Source organism: Pandoraea commovens, from assembly GCF_902459615.1.
Taxonomy (GTDB): Bacteria; Pseudomonadota; Gammaproteobacteria; order Burkholderiales; family Burkholderiaceae; genus Pandoraea; species Pandoraea commovens.
The window spans coordinates 60,517-73,701 of sequence record NZ_CABPSA010000002.1; the positions used below are offsets into that span (position 1 = coordinate 60,517).

12 protein-coding genes are annotated in these 13,185 nt (G+C 64.0%); 1 reads left to right on the forward strand and 11 read right to left on the reverse strand.

Going from position 1 to position 13,185, the window contains the following annotated elements:
* Positions 1–89: 89 nt before the first annotated feature.
* The 9 genes from PCO31010_RS06550 to PCO31010_RS06590 all read right to left on the reverse strand — a co-directional run bounded on the left by PCO31010_RS06550 (position 90) and on the right by PCO31010_RS06590 (position 10,830).
* The gene (locus PCO31010_RS06550) at positions 90–728 is read right to left on the reverse strand and encodes a hypothetical protein (RefSeq protein ID WP_150663577.1); all 639 of its coding nucleotides are present in this window, start codon (positions 726–728) and stop codon (positions 90–92) included.
* Between the two features lie 62 nt (positions 729–790).
* A complete protein-coding gene (sctE, locus tag PCO31010_RS06555) occupies positions 791–2,167 on the reverse strand; it encodes a type III secretion system translocon subunit SseC family protein (protein WP_174984449.1) in 1,377 nt (458 codons plus the stop codon).
* Between the two features lie 113 nt (positions 2,168–2,280).
* Positions 2,281–2,808, reverse strand: coding sequence for a CesD/SycD/LcrH family type III secretion system chaperone (locus tag PCO31010_RS06560; protein WP_246184490.1), 528 nt, complete (start codon positions 2,806–2,808; stop codon positions 2,281–2,283).
* The gene (locus PCO31010_RS06565; protein ID WP_150663579.1) at positions 2,805–3,431 is read right to left on the reverse strand and encodes a hypothetical protein; all 627 of its coding nucleotides are present in this window, start codon (positions 3,429–3,431) and stop codon (positions 2,805–2,807) included. Before PCO31010_RS06565 ends, PCO31010_RS06560 begins: the two co-directional genes overlap by 4 nt.
* Positions 3,432–3,502: 71 nt before the next feature.
* Positions 3,503–4,048, reverse strand: a complete 546-nt coding sequence (locus tag PCO31010_RS06570; protein WP_150663580.1) for a hypothetical protein — start codon at positions 4,046–4,048, stop codon at positions 3,503–3,505.
* A gap of 10 nt (positions 4,049–4,058) precedes the next feature.
* Positions 4,059–4,481, reverse strand: coding sequence for a hypothetical protein (locus tag PCO31010_RS06575; RefSeq protein WP_150663581.1), 423 nt, complete (start codon positions 4,479–4,481; stop codon positions 4,059–4,061).
* Positions 4,482–4,706: 225 nt separating this feature from the next.
* Entirely contained in the window at positions 4,707–8,381 is a 3,675-nt protein-coding gene (locus tag PCO31010_RS06580) for a hydantoinase B/oxoprolinase family protein (protein WP_150663582.1), read from the reverse strand.
* A gap of 113 nt (positions 8,382–8,494) precedes the next feature.
* Positions 8,495–9,820 (reverse strand): MFS transporter, encoded by a 1,326-nt coding sequence (locus tag PCO31010_RS06585; RefSeq protein ID WP_150663583.1) that lies wholly within the window; start codon positions 9,818–9,820, stop codon positions 8,495–8,497.
* 188 nt (positions 9,821–10,008) lie between these two features.
* Entirely contained in the window at positions 10,009–10,830 is an 822-nt protein-coding gene (locus PCO31010_RS06590) for a putative hydro-lyase (protein WP_281357709.1), read from the reverse strand.
* A gap of 247 nt (positions 10,831–11,077) precedes the next feature.
* Between PCO31010_RS06590 and PCO31010_RS06595 the strand changes: the two genes are divergently transcribed.
* Positions 11,078–12,010 (forward strand): LysR family transcriptional regulator, encoded by a 933-nt coding sequence (locus tag PCO31010_RS06595; protein ID WP_150663584.1) that lies wholly within the window; start codon positions 11,078–11,080, stop codon positions 12,008–12,010.
* Between the two features lie 96 nt (positions 12,011–12,106).
* Here PCO31010_RS06595 and PCO31010_RS06600 read toward each other — a convergent pair whose 3' ends face one another.
* Together PCO31010_RS06600 and PCO31010_RS06605 are read right to left on the reverse strand one after the other, a co-directional pair.
* The gene (locus tag PCO31010_RS06600; RefSeq protein WP_039393862.1) at positions 12,107–12,448 is read right to left on the reverse strand and encodes a cytochrome C oxidase subunit IV family protein; all 342 of its coding nucleotides are present in this window, start codon (positions 12,446–12,448) and stop codon (positions 12,107–12,109) included.
* Positions 12,449–12,456: 8 nt separating this feature from the next.
* Positions 12,457–13,158 carry a heme-copper oxidase subunit III family protein gene (locus PCO31010_RS06605; RefSeq protein ID WP_150663585.1) on the reverse strand — a complete coding sequence of 234 codons (702 nt, stop codon included), beginning with the start codon at positions 13,156–13,158 and terminating at the stop codon, positions 12,457–12,459.
* Positions 13,159–13,185 lie beyond the last annotated feature (27 nt).

Below are 13,185 nucleotides of genomic sequence, written 5' to 3' on the forward strand. Positions count from 1 at the left end.
GCGCCGTGAAACGGTGAGTCCTGAAAAATGCCGCAACGGCGCGCTCGCAGACTGTCATGAATGGGTCACTGGATAAGTCACTGGCTGAGTTAGCGGATGGCTTCGTAAAGCTTGGTGAGATGTTGCCCTGCGAGGCCGTACAACTGACGCGTGACCTCGCGCAACTCACCGCTCGCCGCATCGATACGCTGACGCAAACGGTCGTTGCTCTTGCGCGTCTCGTCGGTCAGTCCGGTGGCGAACTCGCCGACCACCTCGTTATCGCGTCCCCGGTTCGATAGGTCGGCGGCCGCAAACTCGAACGCCGGTTTTCCGAACTGTCCGACGCCGCTCACCACACCACCGAACATCTGCCCGATCTCCATCTTGTCGCGCATGCCGTAGCGCGCACCGATCACACTGCCGCCGAGCGACATGAAGCCCGTGAAGAGCGACCCGCCAGCGGAGGTCATCGCAGACTCGTAGTGCTTCTTGTTGGCGCGATATTTCTCGTCGCGCGCCGCCACGCCTCTCGCGAACAGCATCACGTCGTGACGTGATCGGTACGACTGATCTGTGTTGCGCTCGCCGGCGCGAATTTCCATCATCAGCTTCACCAGTTGCATGAGCGTCACCAGTCCGTCGACGGCACGTCCGCCACGATCCGGCATCCGAACATCAGACACCCACGCGCTGCGCTCACTCTGCGCCGTGGTCTGCCACGACGTCGTCGTTGCTATACCTGCCATTTATGTACCCCTTTTTGGAAGACGCGACCGAAGCCGCGTCGATGATCGATAACACGCACCGCTCACGCCATCGAGGCAGCGATGCGAATGCGCACAGCGCCCGTCTTGGTCACCGCGTCGCTGGCCGATTCTGCGATCTCGCCCTGCTGCGCCGACAACGTCTCCATGCGTTTGGCGACACGCTTCTTGTCGTCGCCGTTGAGCTCCATCAGGAACTGCAACCACATCATTTCCGTTCCCATGTCGCGCGCCTGGCGTTGCAGCTTCGCGCGCTGAATGCCGATCGCGCCCGCCGTGATCTCGCGCGCGCCGACCACGCCACCGCGAATCACACCGGAGAGCGACCACATGCCACGCACGATGGCCCGACGTCCCTGCGAGCCGATCTGCTTGCCGAACGACTTCGTCACATCGGTCGCCGTCACGCGTGCGCCCTTGGCCACTTGCTTGCCCGTCGACTTGACGACGTTGTCGAACGACCGCGACACCATCCGCTCGACCATCTCCTGCGTGAATTGCTCGGCCATGCGGTTAAAGCCGCGCTTGACCAGATTGCGCGCAGTGCGCGTGCCGTTCTGCGCGAGCGACTTGCCGACGCGTTTGCCGACTTCCATACCGACCTGATACGAGACCTCGGAGACGACACGCTGTTTGATCGCGCCAATCGCTGCGTCGTCACCCGCCTTCACCGCTTTCGTGAGCGCGTCGCCCGCGCCGCCCTTCATCACACGCGTGGCAGTCTTCGTCACCGAGCGAGATGCCATGAATCCGCGCACCGACGTACCGAAGCCAACGATCATCCCAAGCGCCTGAAACGCCATTTGCGCGTAACCCCACTTCGTCGCTTCCGCCTCGTACTTCTCGGCGTTCTTCGGGTCGACGAGCGCCATCGTTTTGTAGACCGCCGCGCCGATGCCCGCAACGCCCGCGCCGACGTCCGCAATACCGCCTGCAATCATCAGCGGGTTCATCGTCAGCACGCCGGTCACGACCTTGACGGCGCCGACAACGACATCGATCGCCGCAACGACCCAGTCGAAGATCACACCGAAGATGCCGCCCTTGCGCGCCTTGTCGGCGTCTTTCGTGGCGGCGTCCATCTGCTCGCGGAATTTCTGGAGGTCTTCCTGCCGCAGCTTGTCCTGACGCTCCGCCAGCAGCTCCAACGCCTTCTGTGTCGACTTCGCCGTGTCGCCCATCGCTTGCATCGATATCATCGACGCCACCATCACGAGTGTGGACGGATCGAGCGTTTCGAGACTCGCCAGATCGGTCACACCGAACTGCGATGAGGGACGCATGCCGTCCGCCGCCATCGCATTGCCCAGCGAGTACAGGCGTTGCAGCAAGCGAGCAAACGCACCCTCCGCGTCTTGCCACGCCCCGGCGTCGGTCGCATCGGGAAGGAAGTCTTCCAACGCGAGCCAATCGTCGGACATCGTGTCGTTTCGCACGGCATGCGGCGCGGGCGTGTCCGTGCGCTGCCTCGTTGGCTCCCGAACATCACCCAGGGATGACGGACGGTATGCCGCGCCTACTGCGCCAATCACAGTCATGTGTTTCCTTTCGATGGAGAAGTTGACAGCGCGTCGCACCGGGCGCGCGCCGAATGTGCGAGCTTGCGATGTTGCGCGTTCTCGCCGCAAAGCCTCAGCGTCGCGAGGTAGGCCTTCGTCGCGTAAGACGCATTGCCCACGCTCTCGTAACTCATGCCCGCCAGATACGACGGGCGTGGGTCTGCCGCGCGGATCACACCGGCCTTGGCGAAGCACGGCAGCGCGTCGTCGTGCTGGCCGAGTCGCTGATAGCACAGGCCAAGACCGAACCAGTCGTCGAACGACCATTGGTCGAGCGTGGCGAGCATGAAATAGACGCGCTGGGCGGCCGCGATCTCGCCTTCCTTGAAGCGCTGAAGCGCGTACGCACGAACACACGCCAGATCGCCTTCGTCCAGATCCGCAAGCATGCGCAGCGCGCCGCCCCGCTCGAAGAAGCGCGAGAAGATCGCCGCTGCGTCGGCGGCTGACGCGTCATGCGTCTCACACGCCTGCGCCGAGGACGTCAATGAAGAAGCGTTCACGAGCGCATCGAGCCGTTGATCTGATTGAGCTGCTGCCCGCGCGAACTGATGATCGTGTTGGCGAGCGTCGAGACGCCGTTGTATTCCTGCAGGAACTTGTTGATTTCGATGTTCTCGATGGTGCGGCTGTCGGTCGCTTCTTCACCCCGGCTGTCCGCTGCTGCCTTGAGCGCGCGCAGATGGTCGGCGCGGTAGTCGCCCGACGACCCTGACGGTCCTGAATAACCGTCCTCGCCGATCTTCTTGCTGCGCGACTCCCAGTCCATTAGCGTCTTCTTCGTGCCACTGTCGTCGATGCTGATCTTGAGGTCGTGCTTGTCGAAAAATTCACGGATACCATCGCCGACTTTGGTCGTTGCCGTCGTGCTGGTGCCGAGCTTGTTGATGAGCGTCTCGATCTGATTCGCCACATCGCGCGCCTCGCGACCGTGCGCCTGACGCGCGCGCATCGAGTCGATCTTCAGCTTGGCGTCGCCGCAGCTGGCCTGCATGAGCGTGGCGGCGTGCGCCAGCAACAGCGAGTGAATGTCGACGGTGCGCGCGGACGTCAGCGTGACGTCCGGCGACATCTGCTGCGAGGCCGACGCGCCGTAGCGATACGCGTTCGATTGGATTGAAGTCATGAGGTCGTTCCTGAATTCGATTAGATATGAGGGAGGCAGACAGAGATGAGACGTGAAGTTAAAGACAGCCGTCAGAGGCTGCTGGTGATCTTGCTCATGATGTCGCGCAACTTGACGATGACCGCGTTGCTCAACGTCAGCGCGTTCTCGTAGCGCGACAGAAACTGCTTGAGTTCGATCTGTTCGACGGTGGTCGACTCGCTCGCGCCCGACGCCATCGACTGCACGCTGGCCCTGAGGCTGGCCAGGGCGGCGGTGCCAAGCGCACCCGACGCGGGCGACGTCGACATCAGCGCGTTGCGCACCACAAACTCACGCAATCCATCCGGCAAAGTCACTGTGGATTCGCCTGCGCGCAAGCGCCGCTGCATCTCGTCAATCGACGTCAGCCAGTTACGGGCATCGCGAGCGTTCGCCGAACGGGCGCGCGCCTTGCCCAGCCATTCGTCGACGCGCACCTGCAAGCCGTCCATCTGCTCGCTTGCGCGCTGCATCGTGCTCAACAGCGGGTTGTCGCCTGCGCGGCTTTGCGATGCGGAACTCGCACCCTGCGCAAACGCGCCACCCAGTCGCGGCGCGTGGTGCGTGGAGGGCATGTCGATGGTTCGATAGATCATGAAGCCTCCGTCACGCGCAGGTCCGATGCATCGCCCGGCTACGCGCCGGGACGCGCCCCGCTTCAGCGTCCGTCGCGGGCACCTCGGCGTTCAACCGTTCGATCACACCGGCCAGAGCGACGGCCATGCGTTCGATCTCGCGCGCTTCGCGCTGAAATGCTTCGCTGTCGAGGAGGGCATCGAGACGGGCAAGCTTGTCCGTCGCCTGCGGTGTCCCAGCCTTTTCCATCCGCTCGATCTCGTCGAGTACTGTCTGATAGTCGAGCGTCTGACGTGCCAGCTTGCGACCGGCCATCTGGATTTCGCCACAAGCGCGCTCGTACTGCGCGAGCAGGGCATCGGGGTCATGCGTTTCCGGGAGCGGGGAAGAGGACGTCGCCTCAGTGGCGTTCAGAGCGTTCGGCTCTTGGGGTGTTGCGGACATCTGGGACATTTCAGGGCACCTCCGTACGTTTCGTAGCGGTTGTCATCACGACAACGGCATCGTACGGAGGTCCTCATGGTGCGCCTTTGCAAAGCCCGCAATCCCTTCCGGGAACCGGTCTCACTTCAGTCATTTCCCAGTGACGAAGCGGTTACGCGCATCGCGTTGCACGATGCGCAGCCCCTTATCCGGCGGGACGTTCCGGTCACGCGACTTTAGATCGAGCCTTCGGCTTCACGCCTGCCCGAAGCCACCGCCTCCCGGCGTCTCCACGACAAAGATGTCGCCCGGCTGCATCTGCGTGCGTCCGATGTGTGCCAACTCCTCGCGCGAACCGTCTACGCGTTCAACGTAGTTGGCACCCAGAGCGCCCGTCCCACCGCCCTGTGCACCGAACGGTGCGTGCACACGATTGTTGGAGAGAATCGACGCCGTCATCGGTGTGAGGAAGCGAATGCGTCGCACCGCGCCGTTACCGCCTTGCCAGCGTCCGCTGCCGCCCGACCCCGCACGAATGCGATGACTCTCGAGACGCACCGGATAGCGCCACTCCAGCACTTCCGGATCGGTCAGACGCGAGTTCGTCATGTGCGTCTGCACAGCATCCGAACCGTTGAAGCCGTTGCCCGCCCCGCTGCCGCCCGAGATGGTCTCGTAGTACTGGTACGTCTCGTTGCCGAAGGTGAAGTTGTTCATCGTGCCCTGGCTCGAAGCCACGCTGCCGAGCGCACCATAAAGCGCGTTGGTGATCGCCGACGACGTCTCCACGTTGCCCGACACCACTGCCGCCGGATACACGGGGTTGAGCATCGACCCCTCCGGCACGATCACCGTGAGCGGTTTCAGACAGCCTGCGTTGAGCGGGATGTCGTCGTCCACAAGTGTGCGGAAGACATACAGCACCGCCGCCATGCACACCGCACGCGGGGCGTTGAAGTTGTTCGGCAGTTGCGCCGACGTACCGGTGAAATCGATGGTGGCGCTTCTCGACGCCTGATCGACACGAATCGTCACGTCGATGACCGCCCCGTTGTCGAGCGGATAGCGGTAGTGCCCGTCGCCCAGCGCTCCGATCACGCGACGCACCGCCGCTTCGGCGTTGTCCTGCACGTGCCCCATGTACGCGAGTACGACGTCGCGCCCGAAGTCGTTCACCATGCGGCGCAGCTCGTCCACGCCCTTCTGGTTCGCCGCCACCTGCGCGCGCAGATCGGCCATGTTCTGGTCGATGTTGCGCGCCGGGTAGCGTGCGCCGCCGAGCAGCTCGCGTGTCTCACGGTCGCGCAGCTCGCCTGCGGCCACGAGTTGCCAGTTGTCGATCAGCACGCCCTCTTCTTCGACGTGCGTGGAATCCGGCGGCATCGAGCCCGGCGTGATCCCGCCGATATCCGCGTGATGGCCACGCGATCCGACGTAGAACAGCGGCTCCGCCACACGTGAACCCGATGCACCGTCGTCATCTTTGACGAACACTGGCGTGATGACAGTGACGTCCGGCAAGTGCGTACCGCCGTGATACGGGTCGTTAAGCATGAAGACGTCACCCTCGCGCATGCGCCCGCGATTGCGCTCGATCACCGTCTTGATGCTCTCGCCCATCGATCCCAGATGGACCGGCATGTGCGGTGCGTTGGCGATGAGGTTGCCGTCACGGTCGAACAGCGCGCACGAGAAGTCCAGACGCTCCTTGATGTTCACCGAGTACGCCGTGTTTTGCAGACGCAACCCCATCTGCTCGGCAATCGACATGAAGAGATTGTTGAAGATTTCAAGGCGCACCGGATCGGCCTGCGTGCCGAGTCCGCGCTGTGTCTCCCGGGGCACCACGCGCGTGAGCACGAGGTTGCCCTGCCCGGTCATCTGCGCCTGCCAGCCCGGCTCCACGACCGTCGTGCCGCTCTTCTCCGCCACGATGGCGGGACCGTCGAGGGTGTCGCCCGCGAGCAGCGTGTCGCGCTCGAACAGCGCCGCGTCGTGCCACGTGCCAGCGGCGTAGAGCTTCACCTGATCGATGGCTTGCGGCGCACCGGACGTGCGTGCTTCGAGCGGGGCAATGTCGACCGGCGCATCCGACAGTCCGATGGCCTCGACCGATGCCACTTCGACGATCAGCGCCGCCCCGTCCATCAGGAACGAATAGCGCTGACGGTACGCGGCTTCGAACGCGTCGCGCATCTGCGCCACGCTGCCGAACGGCACGGCGATGGCCGAGTCCGTGCCCGCATAACGCACGTGCACGCGGCGCACCGTCTCGATACGCGACGGTGGCACGCCCTGCGACAGGAGCGCATTCACCGCATCGTCGGCCAGCGCGCCGAGCGCGTCTTCGAGGGCCACAAGACCGTCATCAGCCAGCGGCGCTTCGATCATGCGTTCGCGCATCGCCGTCTGGTCGGCCAGACCCATGCCGTAGGCCGACAGCACGCCCGCGAGCGGATGAGCGAAGACCTGGGTCATGCCGAGCGCGTCGGCCACACCGCATGCGTGCTGACCGCCCGCGCCGCCGAACGTCGTCAGCACATAGCGGCTCACGTCGTGACCGCGCTGCACGGAGATTTTCTTGATGGCGTTGGCCATCGCGCCGATGGCGATGTCGAGGAAGCCCTCGGCGAGCGCCTCGGGGGTCTGACGGCGGCCCGTCGCCTTCTCGATCTCGGCGGCCAGTGCCGTGAACTTCGCGACCACGACGTCGCGGTCGAGCGGTTCGTTGGCGTGCGGACCGAAGACCTTCGGGAAGTGCGCGGGTTGAATCTTCCCGAGCATGACGTTGCAGTCCGTGACCGCGAGCGGGCCACCGCGACGATACGCCGCCGGACCGGGGTTCGCGCCCGCCGACTCCGGCCCAACGCGCAGGCGCGTGCCGTCGAACGACAACACCGAGCCGCCCCCCGCCGCCACCGTGTGAATGCTCATCATCGGCGCACGCATGCGCACCCCGGCGACCTGCGTCTCGAACACGCGCTCGAACTCGCCGTTGTAGTGCGAGACGTCCGTCGACGTGCCGCCCATGTCGAAACCGATCACGCGCTCGAAGCCCGCTGCGCTCGACGCACGTACCATGCCGACGATGCCGCCTGCGGGACCGGAAAGAATCGCGTCCTTGCCCTGGAAGTTGTCGGCGCGCGTGAGGCCACCGCTGCTCTGCATGAATTGCAGATTCACGCCCGGCATTTCCTTCGCCACCTGTTCGACGTACCGGCGCAGGATCGGCGACAGATACGCGTCCACCACGGTGGTGTCGCCGCGCGAGACCAGCTTCATCAGCGGCGAGACTTCGTGTGAGACGGAGACTTGCGTGAAGCCGATGTCGCGCGCCATCGCGGCGAGCGTCTTCTCATGGGCCTGATAGCGGTAGCCATGCATCAGCACGATGGCCATCGCGCGGATACCCTTCGCGTAAAGCGCTTCGAGCGCACTACGGGCGGACACCACATCCAGCTCGCGAACGACTTCGCCGTGCGCACCCACACGCTCGTCGATTTCCACGACGTCGGCGTACAGCGCTTCGGGCAGTGCGATGTCGAGATCGAACAGTCGCGGGCGATTCTGATACGCGATGCGCAGTGCGTCGCGAAAGCCGTGCGTCGTGACGAGCGCCAGCGGTTCGCCCTTGCGTTCGAGCAAGGCGTTGGTCGCTACGGTCGTGCCCATCTTCACCATATCGACGAGATCGGGCGTGATCGGCTCATCGGCGCTCAGCCCCAGCAGGTGCCGGATGCCCGCGACGGCTGCGTCGCGGTACTGCTCCGGGTTCTCCGAGAGCAACTTGTGCGTGACGAGCGTGCCGTCCGGGCGGCGCGCCACGATATCGGTGAAGGTGCCGCCACGGTCGATCCAGAACTGCCAGCGCGACGCGGTCTGATGCGCGGGTGCGCGGTTTTGGGCGGAGGGCGTGAGAGCGTTCGTCATGATGTCATTCGCAAAACGGGGGGTGTCAGTCAGGGGATCAGGCGAGAAGCGATAACGCGGCGATAACGTGGCGATGACAGGCGGTGCGCGGGGCACCGCCTTGCGTCAGTCGATCAGTGCGTGGTGGTTTCAAGCGATTCGAGTTCGCGACCGCGCGTCTCGGGCAGCGTGAGTGCTGCGATGATCAGCACGCCGTAGGCCACACCGGCGAAGATGCCGATGGTCGTGCCCAGGCCGTATTCCTTCGAGAGCATGCCGATCAGGAACGGGAACAGTGCGCCGACGGCACGGCCGACGTTGTAGCAAAAGCCTTGCCCTGAGCCGCGAACCCGCGTGGGGAACAACTCGGTCAGGAACGCGCCCATGCCGCTGAAGATGCCCGATGCGAAGAAGCCGAGCGGGAAGCCGAGCCAGAACATCGCGCTATCGGTCAGCGGCAGCGAGGTGTACGAGAACGCAATCACCATCGAGCCCACAGCGAACAGAATGAAGTTCGGCTTACGGCCAAGACGGTCCGTCAGATACGAACTCGCGAGGTAGCCGACCCACGAGCCGAAGATGATCATCGCGAGATAGCCGCCGGTGCCCATCACGGTGAGGTGGCGCTCCGTCTTCAGGAACGTCGGCAGCCAGGTCGTGATGGCGTAGTAGCCACCTTGTGCGCCGGTCGTGAGCAATGCAGCGCGAATCGTCGTGGAGAGCAGCGCCGGGCTGAAGATGGCGGTCATGCCGGGCGCGTCTTCCGACTTCGTCTGCTTGGCCTTCTCCTTCTGGTACACCTCCGGCTCCTGCACATAGCGGCGGATGAACAGCACGAGCAGTGCAGGCAGCAGCCCGATCAGGAACAGCGCACGCCATGCCAGTTCGCCCGGCATCAGCGAGAACAGCACCGAGTAAAGGATGGCCGTTAGCCCCCAACCGATGGCCCAGCCCGATTGCACGAGACCCACAGCTTTGCCGCGGTCCCGAGCACGGATGACTTCGCCGATGAGCACAGCGCCCGCCGTCCATTCGCCGCCGAAGCCGAAGCCCATGAGCGCACGCGCGGCGAGCAGTTGATGGTAGTTCTGTGCGAGGCCGCACAGCCCGGTGAACACGGCGAACCACAGCACCGTGAGTTGCAGCGTGCGCACGCGGCCGATGCGATCCGAGAGGATGCCCGCGACCCAGCCGCCGAGGGCCGAGGCAAGCAGCGTGAGTGTGCCGATGAAGCCCGCGTCGGCGAGGCTGATGCCCCACGTGGCGATCAGCGTCGGGATGACGAAGCTCAGCATCTGGGTGTCCATGCCGTCGAGCATGTAGCCGACCTTGCAGCTCCAGAACGCGCGCTTCTCGCGCGGTGTGGCGTCGCCGTACCAGCCGAACAGGCTACCGCCCGCTTCGGCGGGCGCAGAGGAATCTGTGCCTACGGGGGGCGCGAGGGGGGTTTTGCTTTCCATGAGAATAAGACTCCGGTGATGTCCTGACTTGCCGTGTGATGCACTCGGGCCGCGCTCATCCGACAGGCGTAAGTCGTCACCGGCGGGCAATACCTCTCCCGCCGCAGCCCTTTATGGCGCGGTTCTTTTGCTGATTCGTTAATGCCGGGTGGTGCGAGTGATGCGGGTATTGCGGGTCCTGAATGACTTCAGAAGACGGCCAGCGACGCGTTCGTGATATCCGTCATCAGCATGTAGCCGGGACGATGCCCGATCGCGAGCGGCAGCTTTGCGCCCATGAGCGCCGTTTGCGGCGTGACGCCACAAGCCCAGTACACGGGCAGCTCACCGTCGCGAATCGTCACGGCGTCGCCGAAGTCCGGTTTCGCCAAGTCCGCAATGCCCAGCGCCGACGGGTCGCCGATATGGATCGGCGCGCCGTGCACGCCGGGAAAGCGGCTCGTGATCTGGACAGCGCGAATGGCGTCTGCGCCCTTCATCGGCCGCATCGACACGACCAGTTCGCCACCGAACTTACCGGCGCGCTGATTCGCGATGTTGGTGCGGTACATCGGCACGTTGCGGCCCTCATCCACGTGACGCAGCGGAATGCCCGCCTTGGCCAGCATGTCCTCGAACGAGAACGAGCAGCCAATGGCGAACACCACGAAGTCGCTCTGCCAGAACTCGGCGAGGTTATCGACCTGGGCGTCGAGCTTGCCGTCGCGATAGACGTTGTAGCCCGGCACGTCGGTGCGGATATCGACTTCGCGGCCCAGCGCGGGCACGTGCCATTGTCCGGGCTCACCAACGCCCAGCAGCGGACACGCCTTCGGATTGCTCTGGCAGAAGCGCAGGAAATCGTGCGCATGCGCTACCGGCACGATAGCGAGATTCGCCTGTGCAAAGTCGCCGCAATAGCCAGCGGTCGGCCCACGGAACTGCGCCGAGCGCACGGCCTGACGAAATTCGTATGGCGTAATGGTGTCGCGTTGCGAAGTGAAGTCGTGCGGGGTGGCTCGGTGGTTCATGGCAGATCCAGCTTGAGGGGGAGACGCCAATGCGGCATCGGATGGGAGAAGCATAGGAAGAAAAAAAAGTTGCCGCTAACGAGTTTTTGTTCGCCTCTGTGTATAGAATTTCTTAACGACCTCGGGGGTTTTCCCGAGGTCCGTTGCATTTATTTTCACTGCACCGTTCAGCACACTGCACACCTTGCGTCGCAGACTTTGGGCCGCTTCCCGCCCCCTCCCGGTCCATCGACGCTCACGGAGCCCCATGAACACGCGCTTTCTCGAAACCTTCGTCACGCTCGCCAAGCTGCGCAACTTTCGCGCAACGGCCACGGCGTTGCATGCGACGCCTGCGGCCATCTCGCAGCGGCTCAAGGTGCTGGAAGAGGAGTTGAAGACCGAGCTTGTCGACCGCGACAGCCGCGAGTTTCGACTCACACCGAACGGGGAATACCTGCTGGGCTATGCGAAGGCGGTGGTGGAGGCTGCGCGTCGTTTGCAGGCGGCGGCGTCCGGGGAAAGCACGTTGCGAGGACGGCTGCGTTTGGGGGTGATCGAGACGGTCGTGCACAGCTGGCTGCCGAACTATCTGCGACGCCTCGCCGCCGACTATCCGACGCTCGAAGTCGAGCTGACGGTCGACGTCTCCGTGCAGTTGCAGCGGCGTCTCATGGCCGACGAACTCGACCTCATCATTCGTGTGGAAGGCAGCGACGACAGCAGCGTGGTGTGCAACGCACTCGCCAACTATCCGGTGCACTGGATTGCGCGCAAGGGGATGTTTCCGAACACGCGCAGCGGGCTCGCGAAGCAAGTCTTACAGCATCCAATCCTGACCTACGGACGCGGGACCGCGCCGCATCGCGCGCTGGAAGACATCGTGGCCAAGCTGGCCGGCGTGCACGGCGTGCCGCTGTCCGAGACGCGCATTACCGGCTCGCCGTCGATTGCCGTGATCGTGCAACTGGTGCGCGACGGGTTCGGCGTCGCCGCAATTCCGCGTCTGTTCGTCGACGCGTTGATCGCCAACGGGGAAGTCGTCGAGTTGCCCTTGCAGCCAGCGCCGCCGTCCATCGTGGTGTCGATGTCGCGCCGTGCCGATGCGCCGCTGTTCGTGCACGGTGCGGGCACCGCCGCGCGCGCCGCATGTGCGGAGTACTGTCAGAAGAGCGACCGGCGGTTGGTGGAATTGCTGTGAGGCGCCGACGTTGCTGACGTTGCTGACGTTGCTGACGTTGCTGACGTTGCCGACGTTGCCGACGTTGCCGACGTCGCTAACGAATCGCTATGCCACTCAGTGAAAGTGCGCCAGCCGCGTGACGAACGTGAAGTCCGCCTCCGACGCCATCAGCGACATCAGCACTAGCAGCGCCAACGGCGGAATCAGAATGGCGTAGACGAGCGCGAGCCGCTCCCATCGCATGTGCATGAACACCGCGACGATGAGACCCGCCTTGGCGATCATCAGCGCGAGAATCAATCCCCATCGCAGATAGCCCTGGAGATTCGCGTAGTCGACGAGATACGAGAACGTCGAGAGCACGAACAACAGCCCCCATACCTTCAGGTAGAGGCCGACTGCGTGTTGTTGGCCGGTGTGACCGGCACTTTGCGTCGCTGCCGCAGAGGATTCCATCGCGCCTCCTACCAGAGATAAAACAGCGCAAAGATGAACACCCACACGAGATCGACGAAGTGCCAGTACAGGCCCGCGATCTCCACCAGTTCGTAATTGCCGCGTCGCTCCAGCGTGCCGTTGAGCACTTTACGCATGACGGTCAGCAAATAGATCACGCCCGCGCTGACATGCAGCCCGTGAAACCCCGTGATCATGAAGAAGCACGCGCCGAACTGCGCCGCCCCCATCGAATTGCCCCACGGACGAATGCCTTCGTGCACGATCAGGTTCGTCCATTCGAAGGCTTGCATGCCGACGAAGGCGATGCCGAAATACGCCGTCGCGAGAATGCACGCTGCGGTCTTGTCGCGGTCGCGCCGGTAGGCGTAATTCACCGCCATCGCCATCGTGCCGCTGCTCGTGATGAGCACGAACGTCATGATCGCAATGAGCAGGAGCGGCACCGGATGTCCGCCCACGTTGAGCGCAAAGATCTCCGCCGGATTCGGCCACGGTGCAGTAGTCGACATGCGCACCGTCATGTAGCCGATCAGGAAGCTGCTGAACACAAAGGTGTCCGAGAGCAGGAAGATCCACATCATCGCCTTGCCCCACGGCACACGGAACGTGGCGCGGTCGCCGGACCAGTCGGTGACGACGCCGCGCCAGCCGTCAGGCGGTGTGATGGCAGACGCAGCGGAGGATGGGGTGGACGATGGCGTATTCACGGGGCGTCTCCTGGCCGGGCCGATGTA

Excerpts from the sequence above, each read along its gene's own strand:
- PCO31010_RS06550 (WP_150663577.1), bottom strand. The coding sequence starts at position 728 with ATGGCAGGTATAGCAACGACGACGTCGTGGCAGACCACGGCGCAGAGT.
- sctE (WP_174984449.1), bottom strand. The coding sequence starts at position 2,167 with ATGTCCGACGATTGGCTCGCGTTGGAAGACTTCCTTCCCGATGCGACC.
- PCO31010_RS06565 (WP_150663579.1), bottom strand. The coding sequence starts at position 3,431 with ATGACTTCAATCCAATCGAACGCGTATCGCTACGGCGCGTCGGCCTCG.
- PCO31010_RS06570 (WP_150663580.1), bottom strand. The coding sequence starts at position 4,048 with ATGATCTATCGAACCATCGACATGCCCTCCACGCACCACGCGCCGCGA.
- PCO31010_RS06575 (WP_150663581.1), bottom strand. The coding sequence starts at position 4,481 with ATGTCCCAGATGTCCGCAACACCCCAAGAGCCGAACGCTCTGAACGCC.
- PCO31010_RS06580 (WP_150663582.1), bottom strand. The coding sequence starts at position 8,381 with ATGACGAACGCTCTCACGCCCTCCGCCCAAAACCGCGCACCCGCGCAT.
- PCO31010_RS06585 (WP_150663583.1), bottom strand. The coding sequence starts at position 9,820 with ATGGAAAGCAAAACCCCCCTCGCGCCCCCCGTAGGCACAGATTCCTCT.
- PCO31010_RS06590 (WP_281357709.1), bottom strand. The coding sequence starts at position 10,830 with ATGAACCACCGAGCCACCCCGCACGACTTCACTTCGCAACGCGACACC.
- PCO31010_RS06595 (WP_150663584.1), top strand. The coding sequence starts at position 11,078 with ATGAACACGCGCTTTCTCGAAACCTTCGTCACGCTCGCCAAGCTGCGC.
- PCO31010_RS06600 (WP_039393862.1), bottom strand. The coding sequence starts at position 12,448 with ATGGAATCCTCTGCGGCAGCGACGCAAAGTGCCGGTCACACCGGCCAA.